Source organism: Paraburkholderia sp. CNPSo 3272 (assembly GCF_024206495.1).
In the GTDB taxonomy this organism is placed as follows: domain Bacteria; phylum Pseudomonadota; class Gammaproteobacteria; order Burkholderiales; family Burkholderiaceae; genus Paraburkholderia.
This window is the reverse complement of sequence record NZ_JAMBPQ010000055.1, coordinates 1-21,789: the sequence shown is the minus strand read 5'-3', so window position 1 is coordinate 21,789 and position 21,789 is coordinate 1. Positions and strand designations below refer to the sequence as shown.

18 protein-coding genes are annotated in these 21,789 nt (G+C 65.8%); 9 read left to right on the top strand and 9 right to left on the bottom strand.

Annotation, left to right across the window (positions count from 1 at the left end; all coding sequences use genetic code 11):
• The first annotated feature begins 285 nt into the window (after positions 1-285).
• From M3I53_RS34810 to M3I53_RS34800, 3 genes are all read left to right on the top strand, one after another.
• Entirely contained in the window at positions 286-2,202 is a 1,917-nt protein-coding gene (locus tag M3I53_RS34810) for a bifunctional sugar phosphate isomerase/epimerase/4-hydroxyphenylpyruvate dioxygenase family protein (RefSeq protein WP_254320332.1), read from the top strand.
• Between the two features lie 117 nt (positions 2,203-2,319).
• Complete coding sequence (locus tag M3I53_RS34805) at positions 2,320-3,498, top strand: porin (protein WP_254320317.1); 1,179 nt, start codon at positions 2,320-2,322, stop codon at positions 3,496-3,498.
• A gap of 134 nt (positions 3,499-3,632) precedes the next feature.
• Positions 3,633-4,988: a helix-turn-helix domain-containing protein gene (locus tag M3I53_RS34800; protein WP_254320316.1), complete on the top strand. Its 1,356-nt coding sequence runs from the start codon at positions 3,633-3,635 to the stop codon at positions 4,986-4,988.
• A gap of 26 nt (positions 4,989-5,014) precedes the next feature.
• Here the strand turns inward: M3I53_RS34800 and M3I53_RS34795 are convergent, their stop codons facing one another.
• On the bottom strand, positions 5,015-6,640 hold the full coding sequence (locus tag M3I53_RS34795) for an AMP-binding protein (protein ID WP_254320315.1): 1,626 nt from the start codon (positions 6,638-6,640) through the stop codon (positions 5,015-5,017).
• A 317-nt stretch (positions 6,641-6,957) separates the two neighbouring features.
• Here M3I53_RS34795 and M3I53_RS34790 point away from each other — a divergent pair, with 317 nt between their 5' ends.
• Positions 6,958-8,541, top strand: coding sequence for an inorganic phosphate transporter (locus M3I53_RS34790; protein WP_254320314.1), 1,584 nt, complete (start codon positions 6,958-6,960; stop codon positions 8,539-8,541).
• On the opposite strand, the gene aliA is transcribed toward M3I53_RS34790, so the two are convergent.
• The 4 genes from aliA to badH form a co-directional block, all read right to left on the bottom strand.
• Positions 8,477-10,195: a cyclohexanecarboxylate-CoA ligase gene (gene aliA / locus M3I53_RS34785; protein WP_254320313.1), complete on the bottom strand. Its 1,719-nt coding sequence runs from the start codon at positions 10,193-10,195 to the stop codon at positions 8,477-8,479. The two genes, M3I53_RS34790 and aliA, sit on opposite strands and share 65 nt — an antisense overlap.
• Before the next feature lie 46 nt (positions 10,196-10,241).
• Positions 10,242-11,393 carry a cyclohexanecarboxyl-CoA dehydrogenase gene (gene aliB, locus M3I53_RS34780; protein WP_254320312.1) on the bottom strand — a complete coding sequence of 384 codons (1,152 nt, stop codon included), beginning with the start codon at positions 11,391-11,393 and terminating at the stop codon, positions 10,242-10,244.
• A 61-nt stretch (positions 11,394-11,454) separates the two neighbouring features.
• A complete protein-coding gene (gene badI, locus M3I53_RS34775; RefSeq protein ID WP_254320311.1) occupies positions 11,455-12,237 on the bottom strand; it encodes a 2-ketocyclohexanecarboxyl-CoA hydrolase in 783 nt (260 codons plus the stop codon).
• 47 nt (positions 12,238-12,284) lie between these two features.
• Positions 12,285-13,052 carry a 2-hydroxycyclohexanecarboxyl-CoA dehydrogenase gene (gene badH, locus M3I53_RS34770; RefSeq protein ID WP_254320310.1) on the bottom strand — a complete coding sequence of 256 codons (768 nt, stop codon included), beginning with the start codon at positions 13,050-13,052 and terminating at the stop codon, positions 12,285-12,287.
• Positions 13,053-13,282: 230 nt separating this feature from the next.
• Here badH and M3I53_RS34765 point away from each other — a divergent pair, with 230 nt between their 5' ends.
• Positions 13,283-13,708 (top strand): MarR family transcriptional regulator, encoded by a 426-nt coding sequence (locus M3I53_RS34765; RefSeq protein ID WP_254320331.1) that lies wholly within the window; start codon positions 13,283-13,285, stop codon positions 13,706-13,708.
• A gap of 45 nt (positions 13,709-13,753) precedes the next feature.
• Positions 13,754-14,095 (top strand): DHCW motif cupin fold protein, encoded by a 342-nt coding sequence (locus M3I53_RS34760; protein ID WP_254320309.1) that lies wholly within the window; start codon positions 13,754-13,756, stop codon positions 14,093-14,095.
• A 13-nt stretch (positions 14,096-14,108) separates the two neighbouring features.
• Here M3I53_RS34760 and M3I53_RS34755 read toward each other — a convergent pair whose 3' ends face one another.
• From M3I53_RS34755 to M3I53_RS34745, 3 genes are all read right to left on the bottom strand, one after another.
• Complete coding sequence (locus M3I53_RS34755; RefSeq protein WP_254320308.1) at positions 14,109-15,239, bottom strand: DnaJ domain-containing protein; 1,131 nt, start codon at positions 15,237-15,239, stop codon at positions 14,109-14,111.
• Between the two features lie 118 nt (positions 15,240-15,357).
• A complete protein-coding gene (locus M3I53_RS34750; protein WP_254320307.1) occupies positions 15,358-17,133 on the bottom strand; it encodes a cobalamin biosynthesis protein CobT in 1,776 nt (591 codons plus the stop codon).
• Between the two features lie 14 nt (positions 17,134-17,147).
• Positions 17,148-18,371, bottom strand: a complete 1,224-nt coding sequence (locus M3I53_RS34745; RefSeq protein ID WP_254320306.1) for an AAA family ATPase — start codon at positions 18,369-18,371, stop codon at positions 17,148-17,150.
• 373 nt (positions 18,372-18,744) lie between these two features.
• Between M3I53_RS34745 and M3I53_RS34740 the strand changes: the two genes are divergently transcribed.
• The 3 genes from M3I53_RS34740 to M3I53_RS34730 are packed head-to-tail and all read left to right on the top strand — an operon-like array spanning position 18,745 to position 21,110.
• A complete protein-coding gene (locus M3I53_RS34740) occupies positions 18,745-19,653 on the top strand; it encodes a hypothetical protein (protein ID WP_254320335.1) in 909 nt (302 codons plus the stop codon).
• A complete protein-coding gene (locus tag M3I53_RS34735; protein WP_254320330.1) occupies positions 19,545-20,255 on the top strand; it encodes an ABC transporter ATP-binding protein in 711 nt (236 codons plus the stop codon). The genes M3I53_RS34740 and M3I53_RS34735 overlap by 109 nt, the downstream gene beginning before the upstream one ends.
• A 42-nt stretch (positions 20,256-20,297) precedes the next feature.
• Positions 20,298-21,110 carry a helix-turn-helix domain-containing protein gene (locus tag M3I53_RS34730; RefSeq protein ID WP_254320305.1) on the top strand — a complete coding sequence of 271 codons (813 nt, stop codon included), beginning with the start codon at positions 20,298-20,300 and terminating at the stop codon, positions 21,108-21,110.
• Between the two features lie 25 nt (positions 21,111-21,135).
• On the opposite strand, the gene M3I53_RS34725 is transcribed toward M3I53_RS34730, so the two are convergent.
• Positions 21,136-21,357, bottom strand: coding sequence for a hypothetical protein (locus M3I53_RS34725; protein WP_254320304.1), 222 nt, complete (start codon positions 21,355-21,357; stop codon positions 21,136-21,138).
• Between the last annotated feature and the right edge of the window lie 432 nt (positions 21,358-21,789).

The window sequence follows — 21,789 nt, the reverse complement described above, 5'->3', positions numbered from 1 at the left end:
TTGACGACCGGCACGGCGCATGCTCAAGAACCGTCGCATGTTTCACCGCATGGTCGCCAGTGTCCCGCGAAGCGGTGCACCGGTCACCTGGGGTTTGCCAGAATTTGTACTAACTAGTTAGTTTGGCGTATCCTTCGGACACTCCAGCGGCAAGTGTGTCTGTGGTGCGCCAGTTAGTTAAACACCCGCCCACACCGCCGCGCCGGAACCTCGTTCAGCACTGAAGTCGCAGTCAGCAAGCTCGCCATGCCCATGTCCAAGCCGCTCCACGCCCCCTCTCGCGCGCTGCGCCGCTCGATCGCCACGGTGTCGATCAGCGGCACGCTCGCCGAAAAGCTCACCGCGATCCGCGCCGCGGGCTTCGACGCCGTCGAGATCTTCGAGAACGATCTGCTCTATTTCGAAGGTTCGCCCGCCGACGTGCGCCGCATGGCCGGCGATCTCGGCCTCGATATCGTGCTGTATCAGCCGTTCCGCGATTTCGAGGGCGTCGCGCCCGAACGCCTCGCGCGCAACATCGAACGCGTGAAGCGCAAGTTCGACGTGATGCATCAACTGGGCACGGACCGTTTGCTGGTATGCAGCAATGTTTCGCCCGACACGATCTGCGACGACGGTCTGACCGCCGAACAGCTTGGTGCGCTCGCGCAAGCCGCCGACGAAGCGGGCGTGACGATCTGTTATGAGGCGCTTGCATGGGGACGCCACGTGCGCACCTATGGCCACGCGTGGCGGCTCGTCAACACCGTCGATCACGCGAATCTGACGCTCGCGCTGGACAGTTTCCACACGCTCTCGCTCGACGACACGCCCGACGGCATCGCCGCGATTCCGGGCTCGCGCATCGGCTTCGTGCAGATCGCCGATGCGCCGAGAATGCAAATGGACGTGCTCGAATGGAGCCGGCACTATCGCTGCTTCCCGGGCCAGGGCGACTTCGCGCTCGCGGATTTCACGGCGCAAGTGGTGAAAAGCGGCTACACGGGCCCGCTCTCGCTCGAAATCTTCAACGACGGCTTTCGCGGCGCGCCGCCCGCCGCCACCGCCGCCGACGGCCATCGCTCGCTCTTGCTGCTCGAATCGCTCACACGCGAAACCCTGCAGGCGGAACACGTCGATGCGAGCGCGCTCTACCACCCGAGCGCCGCACCCGCGAACGCGCAGTGGCAATTCCTCGAGTTCGCCGTGGACGACACCGCGCGCGCACATGTGGCGAACTGGCTCGAAAAGCTGCATTTCCGCCGCGCGGGCCAGCATCGTTCGAAGGACGTGACGCTCTATCAGCACGGCTCGGCCGCCATCGTGCTCAACGCCGAGCCCGACTCGTTCGCCGGCGCGTTTTTCCAGCGCCATGGGCTCTCGCTCTGCGCCTCGGCGTTTCGCGTGGACGATGCGCGCCTCGCGCTCGAACGCGCGGCGGGCTTCGGCTACGAGCCGTTCTCTGGCCGCGTGGGTCCGAACGAGCGCGTGGTGCCCGCCGTCCAGGGGCCGGACGGCAGTCTTAACTATTTCGTTAACGAGGAGCCGGGCCAGCCCACGCTCTTCGAAGCCGATTTCGCGCTCACGGATATCGACGGCCCGGTCGAAGTGGGACCGATCGCGGGCATCGATCACGTGAGTCTTTCGCTGCCGGCCGGCTCGTTCGACTCGTGGGTGCTGTTCCTGAAGTCGGCGTTCGGGCTCGAAGCAACGCCCGCCGTGCTGCTGCCCGATCCGTACGGACTAGTGCGCAGCCGCGCGCTCATGAGCCGCGACCGCGGGCTGCGCGTCGTCCTCAACGCCTCGGTGGACCAGCACACGGCCGCGGCGGAAACCGTGCGCGCCTACCACGGCACGGGCCTGAACCACGTGGCGTTCAGCACCGGCGACATCTTCCGCGCCGTGACCGAATTCGAGGCGGCCGGCGTGCCGCTCCTGCGCGTACCCGCGAACTATTACGACGACCTCGACGCGCGCCATGCGCTCGATCCCGAGTTTCTCGACGCGCTGCGCAACCACAACCTGCTCTACGACCGCGACGAGCGCGGCGGCGAGTTCCTGCACGCCTACACGGAGACGCTCGACCAGCGCTTCTTCCTGGAGATCGTGGAGCGGCGCGGCGGCTACGACGGCTACGGCGCGCCCAACGCTGCCGTGCGCCTCGCGGCGCAGGCGCGCCAGCGCGCCCTCGCCGCGCAGGGCGCGCACAAACCGCGAGATTGATTCGAACGCAGTCACCGTAGTCACTTCGCGCAGCAGTACGCACGCCGCATCGACCTGAACATCGGGTGGCGTAGCAAAAACAATAAGCAGTCCAAATCTCACCGGAGACAGACAACGATGAAGAAAGCAGGCCTTGGTTTCGGCACGTTCCTCGCCACCAGCGCGGCCCTCGTGGCCAGCCCCGCGTTCGCGCAAAGCAGCGTCACGCTTTACGGCGCCGTCGACGACGCCATCACCTACGTCAACAACCAGAACGGTCACTCGAACGTCTATCTGCGCCAGGGCAACCTGTATGCGTCGAAGTTCGGCTTGCAGGGCAAGGAAGATCTCGGCGGCGGCACGTTCGCGATCTTCGACCTGCAGAACGGCTTCGACCTCAACTCGGGCGCGCTGTCGTCGAGCGGACTGATCTTCAATCGCCAGGCCTACGTAGGCCTGCAGAACCAGAACCTGGGCACGTTCACGGCCGGACGCCAGTACACGCCGTATTATCTGTTCGTCGGTCCGCTCACGGGAAGCTCGTGGCTCACCGGCGCAACCGGCGCGCACCCCGGCGATATCGACGGTCTCGACACGACCGTGCGCATCAACAATTCGGCGACTTACACGTCGCCGATCTTTTACGGCGTGCAGGCGAGCGCCATGTACGCGCTCGGCGGCATTGCGGGCAGCACCGGCAAGGGCCAGACGTGGAGCGCCGCGCTGCGCTACTCCGCCGGCCCGGTGAGCCTCGCCGCGGCCATCCTGCGCATGGACAACGCGCAGTTGACGAGCGGATTCGACAGCTCCTCCACCGGCAGCTTCGGCAAGTCGTCGCTGAACACAGGCTATGTCTCGGCGAGCGCGGTCCAGCACATCGCGGCTGGCGGCAACTACACGCTCGGCAACCTGGTCCTTGGCGCGTCGTATTCGAACGTTCAGTACATCGCGGGCGGCAAGTCGATCTTCCACGACACGGCCATCTTCAACACGTGGGCGGCGCTCGCGGTCTATCGCTTCACGCCGGCCTTCGACGTGGGCGGCGGCTTCGCCTATACGCTGGCTTCGAAGGCCAACGGCATCACGAGCGCAGCGCGTTATCAGCAGTACTCGCTCAAGGAGTCGTACCACCTCTCGAAGCGCACCACGCTCTATGCGCTGCAGGCCTACCAGCACGCGGGCGGCCAGACGCTCGGGGCGAACGGCGCGGGCAACATCGTCAACGCAAGCCCCGCCGTGGGCGACTCGCAAAACTCCACGCCTTCGTCCACGCGCTCCCAGTTCGTCGGCATGGCCGGTATCGCACTGTTGTTCTGATCGTTGTTCCGATGCACCGCCGGGGGCCGCCTGCACGGCCCCCGGTTTCGTTCGCCGCCCCTCGACGCAGCGGCACGGCGCTGAGTACACTCGCGGGTATCGCCTAAACGAACCCGCGAACCCGCGAACTCACCGTGCCGCCCCCCGTTCCCGCCATCAGCCCACGCCTGCGCAGCCGGCTGCGCACACTCGCCAAGACCCAGCCCAAGGCGGTCCAGCGCACCTACGAGACGCTGCTCTCGCTCGAAGGCTATAGCGCGCTCTCGGCGGCGGCGCGCAAGGACATCTTCTCTTCGATCGCGTTTTCCGCGAACCTGTGGTTCCAGTGCCTGCTCGACGGCACGCCGCCCCCCTCCGAAGTCATGGACCAGACCGCGGCGTTCGCGCGCCGCCGCGTGCACCAGAACGTGCCGCTGCGATCGCTGCTTCGCGCCTTTCGCCTGGGCGCGCGCGAGTTGTGGCGCACCTGCACGGAGCTTGCCGAAGCCGACCCGGCGCTCGCGCACGAACTGCTATTCGATATTTCGCCCTATCTGCTCGATTACTTCGATGCGATGGCCGAGCACATCGCCGAGGCCTATCTCGACGAGCAGCACCAGCAGGCGCGCTGGCGCGGCTCACTGCTGCAGCAGCTCTACGACCTCGTGTTTCATGCCCCCGACGACGCCGCACGTTTTCGCGAGACCGTCGAGGCACTCGGCCTCGACGCCACGCTGCCGCGTATTGCGCTCGCTGTCGATCTGGACTTGCGCGACCACGCGCCTTCGGTGCGCGAGGATGCGCTCGACCGTTTCGCACTCAGCGCCGCGCGGCACTTCGAACTGAAGCCCGACGCGCTCGTGCGCGCGTGGCACCGCGAGCGGCTGGTGTTCTGGCTGCCGTGCGTGCGCGGCGACTCGATGACGCGTAACGACCAGCGCGTGGCCGAGCATGCGGCTGCGCTCGCGCGCGCCGAGCCGCGCGTGCGCAGCATCGGCATTGGGCTCATGAACGAAGGGGCGCGCGGCTGGGCGGCCTCGGTGGAAGAAGCGCTCAAGGCGGTGGACTTTGCCCCGCGCGGCAGCCGCGCGGACGACGGCGAAGAAAATGGCGAGGAACCCGGCAACTTGCTGCGCGTACACCGCTTTTCGTCGATCGCCATCGAGGAGAGTGTGCGCAGCAGCGCCAACGTGCTGCGCTATCTCGTCTCGCTCGCCGAGCAACTGGCGACAGAGGCGGACCTGGTCACGACGCTCGAAGCGTGGTTCGCGAGCGGCCAGCGCCGGCGCCAAACGGCTGAAGCATTAGGCGTGCATCCGAATACGCTCGACTACCGGCTCGAGCGCATCGAAACGCTGCTGGGCGCGAAGCTCGCCGATGCGCACTGGATCGCGAGGCTCGATATCGCGCTCAAGCTGCGCGGGGCGACGCAGGGTGCCCAGCGCGATGGCAAGAAGAAGGAGAAGAAGGGGCGCCTCGGGGTGAAGAAGGCGAAGAGCGCGGCGCACTGAATGACGCAGCGCGCCCCTGCCGCGTGTCATCCCGCGTCGCGCAATTCCCGCCGCAGGATCTTGCCCACCGTCGACTTCGGCAGCGCCTCGACGAAGCTCACCACGCGCGGCACCTTGTACGCCGCGAGTTGCTCCCGGCAATGCGCGATCACGGCTTCCTCGCTCAGCGCCGCCTCGCGCGCGGGCACCACGAACACGCGCACGGCCTCGCCGCTGCGTTCGTCGGCCACGCCCACGCACGCGCATTCGGCCACGCCCGGCAGCGAGGTCACGACCGCCTCGATTTCATTCGGATACACGTTGAAGCCCGAAACGAGGATCATGTCCTTCGAGCGATCGACAATGCGCAGGAAGCCCCGCTCGTCGAATACGCCCACGTCGCCGGTGCGAAAGTAGCCATCGTCGGTAAACGCAGCGCGCGTGGCTTCGGGCTGGTTCCAGTAGCCCTGCATCACTTGCGGGCCCTTCGCGCAGATCTCGCCGGGCTCGCCTGGCGCTGCCTCGACGCCGTCGTTCATCAGCTTGACGTCGGTGGAGGGCACCGGCAGGCCCGTCGTGCCGGTGAAGCGATCGACGCTCCCCGGATTGAACGAAAGCACCGGGCTCGTCTCCGAAAGCCCGTAGCCTTCGCGGATGAACCCGCCCGTAATGGCCTGCCAGCGCTCGGACACCGTGGCAATGATCGCCGCGCCGCCGCCGCCCGCGAGCCGCAGCCGCGAAAAATCGACTTCGCCGATGCGCGGATGCGCGACGAGCCCCGCATAGAGCGTATTGACGCCCATGAAGCTCGTGGGCCGCGCGGCCTTGAATACGTCGATTACGCCGCCCAGATCGCGCGCATTCGCAACGAGCCAGTTCTCGGCGCCGATCGAGAAGTAGGTGATCAGATTCACCGTCAGCGCGAAAATGTGATAGAGCGGCAGCGCGGTGACGACGACTTCCTCGCCCGGGTTCATGAAGCCCGGCATGAAGGTCTTGAACTGCTCGACGTTGGCGACGAGATTGCGATGCGTGAGCAGCGCGCCCTTGGATAGGCCGGTCGTGCCGCCCGTGTATTGGAGGAATAGCGGATCGTCGCCGCACAACGCGGGGGCTTCGAACGGCAAGCCGGCGCCTTGCGCGAGCGCCGCCGCAAACGAGCCCGGCTGCGCATCGCGCTCGCCGCCCGTGCTTGCGCAATCGCTTGCGGCAACGCTCAGCACGGTCTTGACGGCCGTATTCGCCTTGATTGCTTCGAAAGTCGGCAGCGCGCCGTCGAACGCCACGAGCGTTTGCGCGCCCGAATCCACCAGCTGGTGCTGAAGCTCACGCGGCGTATAGAGCGGATTCACGTTTACCTGCACCGCCCCTGCCCGCACGACGCCGATCAGCGCGATGGGAAACGCGAGCAGGTTCGGCAACATCACGGCGACGCGGTCGCCCTTCTTCACGCCCACGTGCTGGAGATACGCCGCGAAGTCGCGCGAGAGACGATCGACGTCGGCGTAGCTGAGGGTGGTGCCGCCCGGCGTGGTGCCGCCCGCGCGCAAAGCCGGCCGGTGCGCATGATCGCGCATCGCCTCAATGAGCATATGCGCGAGCGACGGATGCCGGTCGGGATCGATGGCAGCGGGAATCTCGCCGTAGCTGGCGAGCCAGGGGGCTTTTGACACGTTCGTCTCCATGAAATCATGCGCGGCTTGTCCGCGAGGTGCCGCGTTTCACGCCCATGCTACGGGCTCGCCCGGGTCGCGAGAACTGGGAAAGCGCATAAGGTGATTGTGAAAAGTCACAAAGAAGGAGCCCGTCCGCGGCCCCATGCGGTGTCACGTCCGTGTCTGATTTCTGTCAATTGTGCGACACTGCGTCGTCTCGCCCGCATCGCTCTTTCAGCATGCCGACGCGGCACCGCGCCACGCACGTTTGCGAACTCGCAGACGCTGCGCCGAGGCGCTTCTCCAAGCGGACTGACCAGAGCCACTACGCTTTCATGCCGGACATACCCTTGTCCCCCTACCGCGCGTCGAGCGCACGCCGCCGCGGTATTGGCATCGCCCTATTTCTCGCCGTCATTGCGGCCGGGGCGATTTATGTAATCGATCATCTCGTCGTTGATTTGCGCGCCGTGCGCGAAAGCTCTGCGCTGCCTTTCATCCTGCTCGGACTTGCGCTCCTCATCGCGCTCGGCTTCGAGTTCGTGAACGGCTTTCATGACACCGCCAACGCCGTCGCCACCGTCATCTACACGAACTCGCTCGATCCGCATCTCGCGGTGGCATGGTCGGGCGCGTGGAATTTCATCGGCGTGCTCGTCTCCAGCGGCGCGGTCGCGTTCGGCATCCTGCAACTGCTACCGGTGGAACTGATCCTTCAGGTGGGCAGCGGCGCGGGCTTCGCCATGGTGTTCGCACTCCTGATCGCTGCAATCGTCTGGAATCTCGGCACCTGGTATTTCGGCTTGCCTTCATCCAGTTCGCATACGCTCGTGGGCTCGATCATCGGCGTGGGCATCATGAACCAGTTCATCAGCGGGCCTTCGGGCACGAGCGGCGTGGACTGGGACCAGGCGGCGGGCGTGGGCAAGGCGCTGCTGTTCTCGCCCGTGGTCGGCTTCGTCATGGCTGCTCTGCTGCTCCTCGTACTCAAGCTGCTCGTGCGCGTGCCCGCGCTCTATGCCGAGCCCCAAGCCAACCAGGCGCCGCCGCTCTGGATCCGCACGCTGCTCATCCTCACCTGCACCGGCGTTTCGTTCGCCCACGGCTCGAACGACGGCCAGAAAGGCATGGGCCTCATCATGCTGATCCTGATCGGCGTCGTGCCGACCGCCTATGCGCTCAACAAGGCCGTCACGCCCGAGCAAACCACGGCGTTCGTGGCCGTGGCGCGCGAGGCATCCGCGACGCTGGGTCGATACGCGCACGGGGCGCCGCCCGAGAACGCGCGCGCCGAGGTCGAGGCGTTCGTGCGCACACGCCGGCTCACGCCCGCCACGCTGCCCGCGCTGCGCCAGCTCACCGACACCATCGCCGACCAGGTCGCGCTTTCCGGCTCGATGGCGACGGTGCCCGACGCGATCGTCGACAACGTGCGCAACAACATGTACGTGGCGAGCGAAGCGATCCGCCTGATGCAAAAAGCGAAAGCACCCGCTATGTCACCCGCGGACGCCAAAGTGCTCGACACCTTCCGCAAGCAGATGGACCACTCGACCAAGTTCATTCCCACCTGGGTGAAGGTGGCCGTGGCGCTCGCGCTCGGTCTCGGCACGATGGTGGGCTGGAAGCGCATTGTCGTGACGGTGGGCGAAAAGATCGGCAAGCAGCATCTCACCTATGGTCAGGGCGCTTCGGCCGAAACGGTGGCCATGATCACAATCGGCATGGCCGATGTCTACGGCCTGCCGGTGTCGACCACGCACGTGCTGGCTTCCGGCGTGGCCGGCACGATGGCCGCGAACGGCTCGGGCCTGCAGTGGGCAACCGTGCGCAACCTCGTGCTCGCGTGGGTGCTCACGTTGCCGGCTTCGATTGCGCTTGCGGCTGGCCTGTACTGGATGTTCCGGCAGGTTCTCTGACATCGGCTTCACGCAGCATGTCGCGCAACCGGAACTTCTGCACTTTGCCTGCGGGCGTGGTCGGCATGGCGTCGAGCAGCCATAGCCGTTCGGGCAGGTACTGCGCGGCAACCTTGTGTGACTTCAGAAAGCCAACGAGCGAAGGCAGATCGACAGCCTTGCCAGGCTTGGCCACCACCACGGCGCACGCGCGCTCGCCCAGCCGCTCGTCCGCATACGCGACGATCGCCACTTGTGCAACGGCGGGATGACGATAGAGCAGCGACTCGATCTCCACCACAGGAATATTCTCGCCGCCGCGAATGATCACGTCCTTGCTGCGGCCGCTGATGCGGATGTAGCCGCGCTCGTCGACGATCGCGAGGTCTCCGGTGTCGAACCAGCCTTGCGCGTCCGTCGCGTTGAGATGCGCGCGCTTGAGGTAGCCGCCGAAACCCGACCATGCGCGCACGAAAAGCCGGCCCGCTACGTTCGGCGGCAGCGCGCAGTCGTTCTCGTCCACCACCTTCACCTCCACACCCGGCAGCGGCGCGCCATCGGTCGTGGAGGCGCGTTCGTCTTCGTCGTCCAGATGCGTGAGCGTCACCGCACCCAGCTCCGTCATGCCCCACGCAGAGACGATCTTCGCCCCCAGCGCCGTGCGTGCGCGTTCGACCAGTGCGCCGGGAATCGGCGCGCCCGCGCACAGGAACGTACGCAGCGTCGGCACGCACGTGCCCGTCTCTATGGCCGCGTTGGCGAGATCGCCGAGAAACGCGGTGGATGCCATCGTGAACGTCGCACGCTCCTGCGCGATGAGCGCAAGCGCTGCCTCGGGCTGCCAAACGTCCTGCAAGACAGCGCTCGCTCGCAATGCGATCGGCATCATGAGACCATACATGAAGCCGGTTTGATGCGCCATCGGCGAGGCCATCAGCACGACGTCGTCGCGGCCGAGACGCATCGCCTGCGCATAAGGAAGAATGTTCGAAAACAGCGTGTTCGCCGTGTGCATCACGCCCTTGGGCTCGCCCGTCGTGCCGGAGGTGTAGAGCAGTTGCGTCACGTCGTCGGGGCCCGGGCGGTTGCGCGTGAGGATGGCTTCAGCATCACTCGCTTCCTCCCAGCGCGGGCCGCTCAGGAGCGCTTCGAAACTGTTGCGCGCCGGCTCGCCTTCTTCGGTTGCGCCCACGACCACCACATGCTGCAAGGCAGGTAGCTCAGTCCGCAACGCGCGCAGCATGGCCTCGTAGTCGAAGCCTCGATAGCGCTGCGGCAGGATCATCACCTTGCTGCCGCCATGGTTGAGCATGAACGACAACTCGCGCTCGCGAAAGATCGGCATGAGGGGATTGAGCACCGCACCGATGCGCGAGCACGCGAGATAAAGCAGCGTGAACTGCCAGCAGTTCGGCAGCTGCATCGAGACCACGTCGCCCTTTGCCACACCGAGTCGCGCCAGGCCCACGGCGATGCGGTCCGCCATGCGCGCCATCTGCGCGTAAGTGAAGCGCGTGGTCTCTCCTTCTTCGATTCGTACCGCCGTGAGCGCGATCTTCGCCGGACATTCGGCCACGCAGGCGTCCAGTTCGTCGTTGATGGTGCGCCCGGGCCACCAGCGCAATGCCTGCTCCCGCGCGCGGCGCGGCCCGATCAATACCGCGTCGAACTCCATGTGCAGCCTCCCGTGGCGTTGCAGGAAAGGTCGCAGGCGGCGCGCATCATGCCGGCACCGCGTCGCGGCCCGCGTTCGAGCGCGCGATGATGGTCTTCATGATCTGCGCCGTGCCGTCGCCGATCTGGAAGCCGAGCACGTCGCGCAGGCGCTGTTCGAGCGGCCCGCGGTCGTAGCCGCCGTGCCCGAACGAAAGCAGGCATTGATGCACCACGTCGTAGGCGAGCTTCGGCCCCCACCACTTGCACATGGCCGCTTCGGCCGTATGCGGCAGTCCACGGTCCTTGAGCCAGAGCGTTTGCAGGCACAGCAGGCGCGCCGCCTCCACCTGGGTTGCGTATTCGGCGAGCGGATGCGACACGCCCTGGAACGCCGAAAGCGGCTTGCCAAAGGCTTCGCGCTGCGCGACGTACTCCCACGTTTCTTCGAGGCTCACGCTCGCCACGGCAAGCACCTGCAGGCCGATCAACGCGCGCGAAAAGTCGAAGCCCTGCATCACCTGAACGAAGCCCTTGCCCTCGTCGCCCAGCAGGTGGTCCACCGGCACGCGCACATTCTCGAAGAAGATCGAACCGCGCCCGATGGCGCGCTGACCGTGGCAGTCGAAGCGGTTGCGCGTGACGCCCGGCAGATCCATCGGCACGAGAATGGCCGAGACGCCGCTCGCGCCGTCTGCCACGCTGCCGGTGCGCGCGAACACCACCGCGGCGTCGGCCTGATCGGCGGCCGAAATCGAGGTCTTCTCGCCGTTCAGGACGTAGTGATCGCCAACGCGCTCCATTTTCAACCGCAGGTTCGCGGCATCCGAGCCGCCGCGCGGCTCCGTGAGCGCGATTGCGAGCAGCGCGCGGCCCTGCGTGAGGCGCTCGAGCCACGGCCGTGCAATCTCGGGGGCGGCATGCTTGGCGAGAATCTGCCCGTTGAGAGAGGCGAGCAGGTTGATGTATGAGAGGCTCAGGTCCGCGCGCGCAATCTCCTCGTGGATCACCCCCGCCGCGAGGCAGCCCAGGCCCTGGCCGCCATACTGCTCGGGCAATTCCGGCGCGATGAATCCCATCTCGCCCATTTCGCGCATGAGGCCGCGATCGAGCACGCGTGTAGTGTCGCGCTCGATAAAGCCAGGCGCGACGCGCCCTTGTGCGAAGCGCCGCGCGTGCTCGCCGAGCGCGACGAGGTCTTCGTCGATATACGGATTCATGGTGCCTCCTTGAAGCGGCTTGCCCTATTCATTCGTCATCCTGATCGTCACGGAGACACCGTTATTTGGCGTACTTGCGGAACTCGGGTTTGCGCTTTTCCTGGAACGCGCGCACGCCCTCGCGGGACTCTTCCGTGTCGTAGTAGAGCTTGAGCGCGTACATGCCCATGCCCGCAATGCCGGCCTGATGCGCGGTGTCCATATTGAACGAGCGCTTGGCGATCGCAATGGCCGTGGGGCTCTTTTCCATGATCTCCTCGCACCACTTCTGCACTTCCGCGTCGAGCTGGTCGTGCGGCACGACGGCGTTCACGAGGCCCATGGCCAGCGCTTCGGCGGCCGGATAGCGTCGGCACAGATACCAGATTTCACGCGCCTTCTTTTCGCCCACCACGCGCGCGAGAAACGCCGTGCCGTAACCCGGATCGACCGAGCCGACCTTCGGGCCCGCCTGCGCGAACACGGCCTTTTCCGAAGCGATCGTGAAATCGCAGATCGTGCACAGCACGTTGCCGCCGCCCACGGCGTAGCCCTGCACGCGTGCGATCACGGGTTTGGGCACGTCGCGAATCGCGGTGTGCAGTTCCTCCATCGGCAGGCCGATCGTGCCGCGTCCGTCGTACTGTCCCGCGTGCGCGGACTGGTCGCCGCCCGTACAGAACGCCTTGTCGCCCGCGCCCGCAAGAACGATCACGCCGATCTCGCGGTCGTAGCCCGCCTTGTTGATCGCGTATATCAGTTCGTCACAGGTGCGTCCGCGAAACGCATTCATCTTGTCGGGCCGGTTGATGGTGATCCATGCCGCGCCGTTGCGCACTTCGTAGAGAATGTCTTCGTAGTTCATGAGCGATGCCTTTGATGATTCGTGGTCGATAGGGAGCGTGTTCGCCGTCAGCCAGCCATGGTCAGGCCGCCCGATACGCTCAGCACCTGTCCTGTGATGTAGTTCGCGTCGTCGCTCGCGAAGAACACGATCGCGCCAGGCAGGTCGTCGGGCTGCCCGATGCGGCCGAGCGGAATGGAGCGCTGGAACGCTTCCAGCAGCTTTTCAGGGTTGCCCGCGCCTTCCTTGTATTCGGCGAAAAGCGCAGTGTCGGTCGGGCCCGGGCAGACCACGTTCACGGTGATGCCGTGGCGCGCATTCTCACGCGCAATGGTCTTCGAAAACGCCACGAGGCCGCCCTTGCACGCTGCATAGACCGCTTCGCCCGACGAGCCCACGCGCGCGGCGTCCGAGGCGATGTTGATGATGCGTCCGCGCTTGCGCTCGACCATGCCGGGCAGCACCGCGTGGTGCATGTGCAGAGCACCGGTGAGATTGATGGCGATGAGCTTGTCCCACTGTGCCGGTTCGGTTTTCGTGAACGGGCGGAAAACGTCCCAACCCGCATTGTTCACGAGCACATCCACAGGACCGAGCTGCGCTTGCACTTGCTCGAGCGCCGTTTCCACCTCGGCGCGGTTCGTGATATCGCAACGCAGCGCCAGCGCCTGGCCGCCCTTTTCGTGAATTTCGTCAGCCACCTTCAGCGCCGCTTCGAGCGACAGATCCAGCACCGCCACGCGCGTGCCCTCGGCCGCGAAGCGCCGGCAGGTCGCCCCGCCGATGCCGCCGCCACCACCCGTCACCACGACCGTCTTGCCTTCGAGTTTTCGCACCGCGATTCTCCATTCGGTTGAGCAGTACCATAGACGCCTTCGATGCTGCCCCACCTTTGGGTCTCGCCTCGAATTACGTCAATATGTTGACGTATACTAGGTAACACTCAGATCGAAGACAAGCGTAGAAGGATCAGGAGAAACCCTTGCTCAAAACACCAAAAATTCAGGATTCAAGCCGCTTCGATCTTGCCAACCGGCTGTTCTTCCGGCTCTATCAATGCGCAAACATGTTGCATAAAACCGGCACGCGCGCCGTGGAAGCCGAGGGTTTGACCACGCAGCAATGGGCCGTGCTCGGCGCGCTCTCGCGCCCGGAAGCCCAGCCGGGCATGAGCGTGGGCGATCTCGCGCGCTATCTGATGGTGAGCCGCCAGAATCTCTCGGGTCTGATCAGCCGGATGGAACGCGACGGCCACGTGAGTACCCAGGCGGATGCGCGCGATCGCCGCTCACGCCTCGTTTGCATGACCGGGCCGGGCCGCAAGCTATGGGTTGCGCAGGCCACGCCGAAAATCGAGGCGTACTACGAAGCCGTGCTGGCAAATTTTTCGTCGGACGACATGACGCACACGCTGCACTATCTGCTGAAGCTGCTCGATAACATGAAGCGCGTGGACGAACGGGAACGCGTGGCGGACGACGACGATGCGTGAGCCTGCTCCGCTACACTGTGACGTAACGCACAAGGAGAAAACCGCATGAAGATGGACGCATTTCGCTTCGGCACCACCGACTGGTCCAACATCGAAGCTACCCAACACAACGGGGAAACGGGCATGGCCACCTGGCGCACGCGTTTCTTCGGCGACGAAGCCAACCCGATCCGCGTGCGTATGGTCGAGTATTCGCCCGGCTACCTCGCGGATCACTGGTGCAAGAAGGGGCACATTCTGTTCTGCCTCGAAGGCGAACTCGAAACCACGCTCGACGACGGCCGCAGGTTCGTCCTCACGCCCGGCATGAGCTATCAGGTGCGCGACAACGCCGAGGCGCACCAGTCGTACACGCGCACGGGTGCGAAGCTTTTCGTCGTCGATTGAAAGCGATGCCGCTTCAGCGCGGCGCGCCGAGATCGGCGTCGAGCCGCTTGCGCAGGTCGCGCACCACGCGCGCGGCCGGCACGAGCCACCACGTGGGCGCCGCCACGGAGAAGTCGTACGCGAGCGCCGTCTGCGCGGCGCCGGTCGTGTGCGCCCGGCAGCGGAACGCCACCATGTGGCGCCGCGTGGCAGTTTGCGAGCCAGGCGAGAAGCGCATGACCGCACGCAGCGCGAATTGCGTATCGTCGGGCGCGGCCTCGTATGCCTCGATATTCCACTCCGCTCCGTAGTGCGCCTCGTGACGCAACGCCGCGCTCACGCGCCGGCCCGTTTCATCGGCGGGCAAGGCCACGGGGTGCTCGCGCCCTGCACGGCCGGCGCGATACAGCGTGCGCTGCGACCATCCCCAGCCGAATGTGAGCACCACGCCGGCCGCCACGAGCGCCCACTGCAGAATATGCGTGAGCCAGCGGCCAACCTCGAAGCGCGCAATGGGCGCGAGCAGCAAGCCCGCGATCCAGTGCGCGGCAACGAAAATCACGACGCAGGCGAACACGCTCGCGGAGAGCGTCAGCAGCCAGCCCCGCGACGGGTCGTCGAATTTCGCAAACAGGAAATCGCGCACGCCGCCTGAACGCGCGTGCACGTCCTCGGTTTCGGCCGCGGTCGCACTCTGCGGCTCGCTTCGCTGCGCGGCATCTGCTTCGTCGCGCAGACCTGTGACTTCGCCGTGCAGGGAGTCGCGCTCGGTCCGCATGCGCTGGATCTCGTCGAGGGTACGCGTGCGCTCGGCGCGCAGCCCGTCCAGTTCGGCGCGCACGCGTTCACGCTGCGCCAGCAGCGCCTGCATCTGCGCGTGCAGTTCGTCGGCCTGCGCGACGCTCAGCGCCGAGCGGCTCACTGGCGGCGCACGATGCACGGACCAGTACGCCTCGAGCAGCTCGCGCGCTTCCTTGACGCGCTTGAACTGGTCGTCGGCCCAGCGCATCGAGGCGGCCGTGGGATGCCGCCATTTGTCGGGATGCAGGATCTGCGCGAGATGGCGATAGCGATGCTTGATGTCCGCCTCGCTCGCCCCCGGCTCCAGATCGAGCCGGTAGTAGAGACGGTCGTAATCCACGGGTCGGTAATCGCGGCCTGGCATGACCTGTATCTATTCGTCAGTGGAGGGGTTGGCAGGCGGCGTAACGCCTGCCCTGCTCAAGTTAGCGCAATGCGCCCAGTCCGGCAAGGAAAGCGCCGCTGCCATTGCCCGCCCGGTTTCAGTGCGGCCGGCCCGCGAGCAGGCGGCTCAACGTCGCGAACGCGGTCGCCGGCAGTTCGTGCACCTTGCGCACGACCACGGCATCCGGATAGAACGCCTCGACGGCGTCGTCCAGGATGCCGATGCCGACCAGCTCGATGCCCTGCTCCCTGACCGCCTGCACGCGTGCGAGCAGGTCGCTGCGCAACACAGCCGGGTCGCCGTCGCTCGTCGAAGGATAGCCGTCGGAGAGGACAAAAAGCAGCCGCCGGCGCGCCTTGCGCTGCGCGAGCCGCGTCGCCGCCCAGGCTAGCGCTTCGCCGTCGGGGTTCTCGTGGCCGCACTCGATGGCCGCGAGTCCGCTCAGGTCGCGCGAGTCGAAGCGCTTGAACACGCGCAGATCCAGCCGCTCGACGAAGCGGTTATAGGCCCGCAGATCGGCGCCGGCGGCACGTTCGCGCTCGTAGCGCGCACGCATTTCCGGCGCTTCGATCGAGCTGTAGCCGAGCACTTCCGAATCGAAGGCGAGCTGCGTGAGCGCGTCCGCGAGTGCCGCCGCGCACAGGCGCGCCAGCTCGATTTTGCGGCCCGCCATCGAGCCGCTCAGGTCGAGCAGCAGCATGACGACCGTGTCGCGACCGCTCGCATGACGCGCCACGCGAAACGGCGTGCGGTAGCCGCGCGAGGCGGCAAGACGCGCGAGCGCCGCGCGGTCGATCTCGCCGCGCTCCTGCTCGCGCTTCCAGTGCGTGAGTTCGTCGGCCTTGAGCACGCGCTCGAGCTGGGCCTTGAGCGCACCGGTCTCCGCGCGCGCCAACGCGCGCAGCTTGCGCCAGGCGGCGGCGTCGCCGCGGCCCGTTAGATCGGTGACAACGTCGTAGGCCGTGGTCAGCGGAATCGACAAACGTGGCCGCTCGGGTGTGGCGCTACGATTCGTGGCGGCGTGAATCGCATCCGCTTCGGAAAGCGCTGCGCCGGAGGCGGAATCTGACGCCGCGCTCGCGCGTGCCGAAGCGCCGTCGTCACCTTGTCGGGCGTCATCGGGCTGCGCTGCGCCGCCCGGCGGCTCGATCTCGTCGTCCTCGCCGAATTCGTCCATTGCCTGCGCGAGCCGCGCCGATTCGTCGTCGAGCCCTTCGGACGGGGCCGCCGTCTGCATCATATTGTTCGCGCCGCGCGACGCGAGCGAGCGCACGCCCGCCACGATCGCCGCGGCGGCGCGCACACTGGCACGCGTCGACTGGCTCGCGCGGGCCGCGTCGAGCGGAGCGTCGATCGCTCGCAGCGCAGCGGCAAGTGCCGCGGCATCGCGCTCCAACACGCCAGGTGCTTCGTCCCACAGCGTACGCTCGATCGCCCATGCAAGGCGCTCGCGCCACGCTAGTTTCGACCAGCGCCGCGCGACTGCGTCTGCGCACTGCGCACGCCAGCTTGTTGCGTAGCGTTGCGCGCCAGGGAAGGTCCGCGCGAGCTGCGCGAGCACGCGACGGTCCTCGATCGCCTGCGCAATGCGCCCCGTCACGCCGGCTTGCGGCGTGTCGAGACGCGCCTCTTCGCTGTAGCGATGGCGCGCCGCCAGCAAATCGAGCGCGCCGTGCAGTGCGGCCTCATTCGCGCCTTCACTCGCGAGGCGCGCGGGCAGGACGAAGCGTTCGCCTTCCATGCGCGGCTCGCCCGCGCCGAAAATCACGCTCACGCGCGAGTCGCCGGTCAGCACCCGCGCTAGGCGGCCCAGCGCGCCCGCGGGATCGGCGCTCGCCGTCAAACTCTGTGTGTTGTCCTGCAAGCTGGACACAGTCGGCTCCGCACTCACGCGTCGAAGATCACGTGATGCCGGATGACGCTGCGGATGAGCGCCGCATCGTCCGCGCTCACCTTCGCGTAGATCGCCGGCCCCGCCGCGCGTTCAACATCGCCGGTGCGCAGCATGAGTTCGGCCCAGTCGATCAAACGCCGCGTGGAGAATGCGCTCGCGAGGTCCTCGCGGGCGAACGCGGCCCGGCAGTCGGCGGCGATGGCAGCGAGCGTGTGCGCGAGCGGCCGCGTGAGCGCCGGCAGCGTGCGCAGCAATACTTCGGTTTCCTCTTCAAGCGAGAGATAGTCGAACAGGTAGACGCGCCAGCGGTCGAGGAACGCCTCGTTGAGCAGATTCGCGCCCTGGTACAGATGGCGGTACGCGCTCATCGCGCCCGCGGCGTTCGCGGTGGCGAAAAGGCGGAACGACGGATGCGGCTCGACGATTTCGTTGCCGCGCTCCTTGAGCAGCAGGCGGCCGTTCGGTTCCAGCACGGCGGTGAGCACGGCAAGAATGGACGGCTCGGCAAAGTCGAGTTCGTCGATGACGAGCCAGTAGCCCTTGCGCATCGCCACGGGCAGCACGCCGTCCACCCAGATCGTCTCGCCGCCCTTCACGGTCCAAAAGCCGACGAAGTCGCCAATGGTGGTCTGTCCGTTCATGTTCGCGCGCAGCACGCCGTAGTCCGCGCGGGCCGCCACCTGCTCGATAAAGCTCGTCTTGCCCGAACCCGTATGGCCGATCAGCATGACGCGGTGATTTTCTACGATGTCCTGAACGATGTCGTCGCCGCGTTCGGTGAAGAGGTAGGCTGCGTTCACGCGCGGCACCAGCGCGTTTGGCTCGCCGCGCGGCAGGTCTATAGGGCCGATGCGGACGGTGGGCGTGTGGGTTTTCGGCCTGGCTTGAGCCGCTGTGGCCTCTCGCGCCATTTCGACGGCCCGCTGTAAGGCTGCGGAAAATGTGCTGCCGGCTTGTGTGGCTCGCGCCTCATCGGCGCGCTGCGCTTCGGAAACGAAGCCCTCGCGACGCCACTTGAGCAGCTTCGCTTCGAGATTGTCCAGATCGATTTCGGTGTCGATGTCGACTTCACCGTCCTCGCCCTGGCCGTGCTCGATGCGATACATGTGCGCGCGTTCGGAAGGCGTGACGCGCCACCATTCGCGCGCCTGGCCAGCGCCGCGGGTGTAAAGGCCGAGCGGAGCTTCGTCTTGTAGTGCGGGATCGGTTGCGTTCATGGGAGAGGAAGCGGGCAGCGTGGCGCGGTAAGTCGCCCTATCTTACCCGCGCGTGCCGCAGGTGCGCAAAAAACCGTCGGAACGCGCGCACTGTCGATAATCTTCGCTTCTTCAGCAAACAGGTTACGCGATCAACAATCGAGGTGCGTCAATTACCGATCGCGAATCGGTTTCAAAGCGCATGGCCCAAGCATCAAAATAAGAGAGATCGAGTTTTCAGGACCCGACTCATTCTTGCACCACAACGTTGAATTCCCGAGGGGCCCGCATGTCGTTTCCATTGGAGTTGGTACGCGAATACATCGCCGCGTACCGGATTGCCGTTAGCCACGACAAGACACTTCCCGCTCGCTTCGCTGCGGCAACGCTGGTCATGATCGCCGTCGTCGCTCTCGAAAGCGCAGTGCCGTGGCTATTGCGAGAAAGCACCAATGCGCTCTCGGCCGAGCGAGCCCCTGGCTTCAGGGGAGCCGCCGTCACGCTCGCGGGCGCGTACGGCCTGTGCTGGACCGCAGCACGCGTCTCGGAGTGGATCAAAACAGTATTCTCATCCGCCACGCTTGCCCGATCCGACGCGGCATTTCAGAAAGCCTATTATGCGCATCTCATTCGCGTCGAATACGCCCGGCTCGCGACGATCGATCCTGGCGCGATGGTATCGGTCATCGCCAGGAGCCGCACCGCTTTCAGTGCAATCACATTGACGCTCTTCTGGGTAATCGTGCCCGCGCTCTTCCAGCTCGTTGTCACCGCATCGATTCTTTGGCGCGTGACCAACCTCGCATTTGCGGCCGCGTTCGTCGGCGCAATCGGCGCACTGTTCGCGGCGACGTGGCGGCTCGCTGCGAGAACGAAAGGCGCGCACGCCCAGATTTTCGATGCATCCAATCTTCTCTCCAGCCATCTCGTGGAACGGCTAGGTTTTATGCTAGACATCAAATTGAACAACGCCTACGAGCGCGAAGAAGCCGGACTCGACCGCATCCTTGCCAGTTATGTCGCACAAATTTCGCACGGCAATGCGCGGCTTGCGCTGCTGCTTGCAGCGCAAGCGTTTTTCACGGGGCTCGTGCTGACAATCTTCACGGTCGTCGCGGCGACATCGGTCACGCGCGGCATTTTCCGAATCGGCGATTTGCACTGCCACCCGAGCCGGGTGGCGTCGAGGTCGCAATTGCGCTCGACGCAAACCCCGTTTATGCCCTTTCGGATGTCAATATTTCATTCGGAAAGCGAACGATTTTTCGCGGAGCCAACCTTATCGCGAATCGAGGAGAGGTAACCGTCCTGATCGGACCATCTGGAAACGGAAAGTCGACACTCGTCAATCTGATGCTCGGCCTCGTGCGCCCCGAACGCGGGCGGATCGAGTTGAATGGCGTTGACGTCTCGACACTCTCTCCAGCTTCGATATCGCGGACTGTCGCTGTCGTTCCGCAAAATCCGCTGATCATCAGCGGGACGCTCCGTGAAAATCTTGCTTTCGGCTGTGCTGACCCGCCGCCCGATGAGCAATTGCTGGCGCTGGTCTGCGCTCTGGAACTGCAAGGACTAGCGGGCGAGTCGCGCGGCAACGTGCTCGATGTCGTCCTCGGCGTACAGGGCAGAGCGCTTTCCGGCGGCGAAAGGCAACGTGTCGCGCTGGGTCGCGCGCTTGCGCGCCGCACTTCAGTTATCGTCCTCGACGAGCCGACCTCTTCACAGGATCCGTCCCGCGAGGCGCGTGTGCTGGATCAGGTACGCCGTCGCGTTCCGACGATCGTCGCGATCACGCATCGTGAAGCGTTGCTGGAAATGGCAGATCGTATCTATCGGGTTGATGAAGGGTGCGTCGTCGAGTCGGGTGCCAGAAGAAAAGCGGCCACGACCGGTCAGAGCGGATAATGTCGCGGAACACTCGACACCCGCAACTTACCCGGAGCCCCCATGCCCCAAGCCGCGCCGCCCGAACTCGACGACGAGCCCGGACGCGGCCGTTCGCTGGCACGCCACTACCCGCGCGGCCTCCGCATCGAGCCGCACTCGCATACATGGGCGCAAGTGCTCTACGCCGTATCCGGCGTGATGTGGGTAGAGGTGGAGCGCGAGGCGCTCGTCGTGCCGCCGCAGCGCGCCGTGTGGCTGCCTCCCGGCACGCAGCACGCCATCCACATGCTGAGCGCCGTCGAGATGCGCAATCTCTATCTGCACGAGCGCGACAGCCGGCACCTGAGCGAGCGGTGCGAAGTGTTCGAGGTCAACGGCTTGCTGCGTGAACTCGTCACAAGCCTCGCGGAACGCGCACGCGAAGACGATGCATGGCTCGACGCAGCCTATCGCCTCGCGTCGATCGAACTCGCCCACGCGCCGCGCTCCACGCTGCGCATTCCGCTGCCCGATGCATCCGACCGCCGCCTCGCCACGCTGTGCCGCGCGGTGATCGACAACCCATCGGCCGATATCGGCTTCGAACAACACGCGGCATGGGTGGGCGCGAGCGTGCGCACGCTCTCGCGGCTCTTCACGCGCGAGCTTGGCATGGGGTTTGCGGAGTGGCGCCGCCAGGTGCAGCTCGCAGTCGCGGTGTCACGCCTCGCGGAGGGCGAGCCCGTAAGTGCGGTGGCGCGCATGCTGGGCTACCTGCCCAGCAGCTTCAGCGACATGTTCCGCCGCGAACTGGGCGTGCCGCCCAGCGAGTTCCGGCCCGCCGGCACCCTTGGCGGCACAGCGGGTTTTGCGCAGGAAAGCGCGGGGCAGTAACGCGCGCGTAGACGCCAGGCGCGGCTCAATGCGGCGGCAGATCGCCCACTAGCGGAAACATGTCGGGCGTATAGCCCATATTGAAGTAACCGGCCCGTGCATAAGTGGCGATTCGCTCGAGATGCTCGGTTTCGCGCGATGCGTCGCGCAGTTCTGGCTCATCGGCTTGCGGCGTGGGCGGCGCCCGGTTCGCCCGGCCGCGCCGCGCGAACCACGCGGGCACGGACAGTATCGACAGCTTCGACATTGCGGACTCCTTGCGAGGCGTTGATCCCTTCCAATCTAGACAGTCGGAGACGCGCGCGCAAACAAGCATTTCTGCGATGCATTGCACACCGCGGCCCATGCACACCCTTCAACCGGCCCGCGCGCTGTAAACGACCGAAAACCTTACAAACAACTAACGTTTCGAAATTGGCGCACGAGTTGGTTAGACTGCGAGTCTCGGCCTTCGCTGCATGGCGGGGCGCGGCTTCGACGGCATAACAATCATGAGAATGCGTATGCAGCAACTCGACAGTCACCGGCAGCAATTCACGGCGGCCAAGCCGTTGAGCGCGCCGACTTCGTTTCTCCGCACCGGCTCGTGCGGTGGTCCGACCTCCTGGAGGCAGGCATGAGCGACGTCCCCCAGACGCACCCCGCGCCCCAGCCACCGCCGCCGCCACCGCCACCGCCG

Bases quoted from the DNA above. Each gene is read 5' to 3' on its own strand.
- M3I53_RS34805 (WP_254320317.1), top strand. From the start codon at position 2,320: ATGAAGAAAGCAGGCCTTGGTTTCGGCACGTTCCTCGCCACCAGCGCG.
- M3I53_RS34790 (WP_254320314.1), top strand. From the start codon at position 6,958: ATGCCGGACATACCCTTGTCCCCCTACCGCGCGTCGAGCGCACGCCGC.
- aliA (WP_254320313.1), bottom strand. From the start codon at position 10,195: ATGGAGTTCGACGCGGTATTGATCGGGCCGCGCCGCGCGCGGGAGCAG.
- aliB (WP_254320312.1), bottom strand. From the start codon at position 11,393: ATGAATCCGTATATCGACGAAGACCTCGTCGCGCTCGGCGAGCACGCG.
- badI (WP_254320311.1), bottom strand. From the start codon at position 12,237: ATGAACTACGAAGACATTCTCTACGAAGTGCGCAACGGCGCGGCATGG.
- M3I53_RS34765 (WP_254320331.1), top strand. From the start codon at position 13,283: ATGTTGCATAAAACCGGCACGCGCGCCGTGGAAGCCGAGGGTTTGACC.
- M3I53_RS34760 (WP_254320309.1), top strand. From the start codon at position 13,754: ATGAAGATGGACGCATTTCGCTTCGGCACCACCGACTGGTCCAACATC.
- M3I53_RS34755 (WP_254320308.1), bottom strand. From the start codon at position 15,239: ATGCCAGGCCGCGATTACCGACCCGTGGATTACGACCGTCTCTACTAC.
- M3I53_RS34745 (WP_254320306.1), bottom strand. From the start codon at position 18,371: ATGAACGCAACCGATCCCGCACTACAAGACGAAGCTCCGCTCGGCCTT.
- M3I53_RS34740 (WP_254320335.1), top strand. From the start codon at position 18,745: ATGATCGCCGTCGTCGCTCTCGAAAGCGCAGTGCCGTGGCTATTGCGA.
- M3I53_RS34730 (WP_254320305.1), top strand. From the start codon at position 20,298: ATGCCCCAAGCCGCGCCGCCCGAACTCGACGACGAGCCCGGACGCGGC.
- M3I53_RS34725 (WP_254320304.1), bottom strand. From the start codon at position 21,357: ATGTCGAAGCTGTCGATACTGTCCGTGCCCGCGTGGTTCGCGCGGCGC.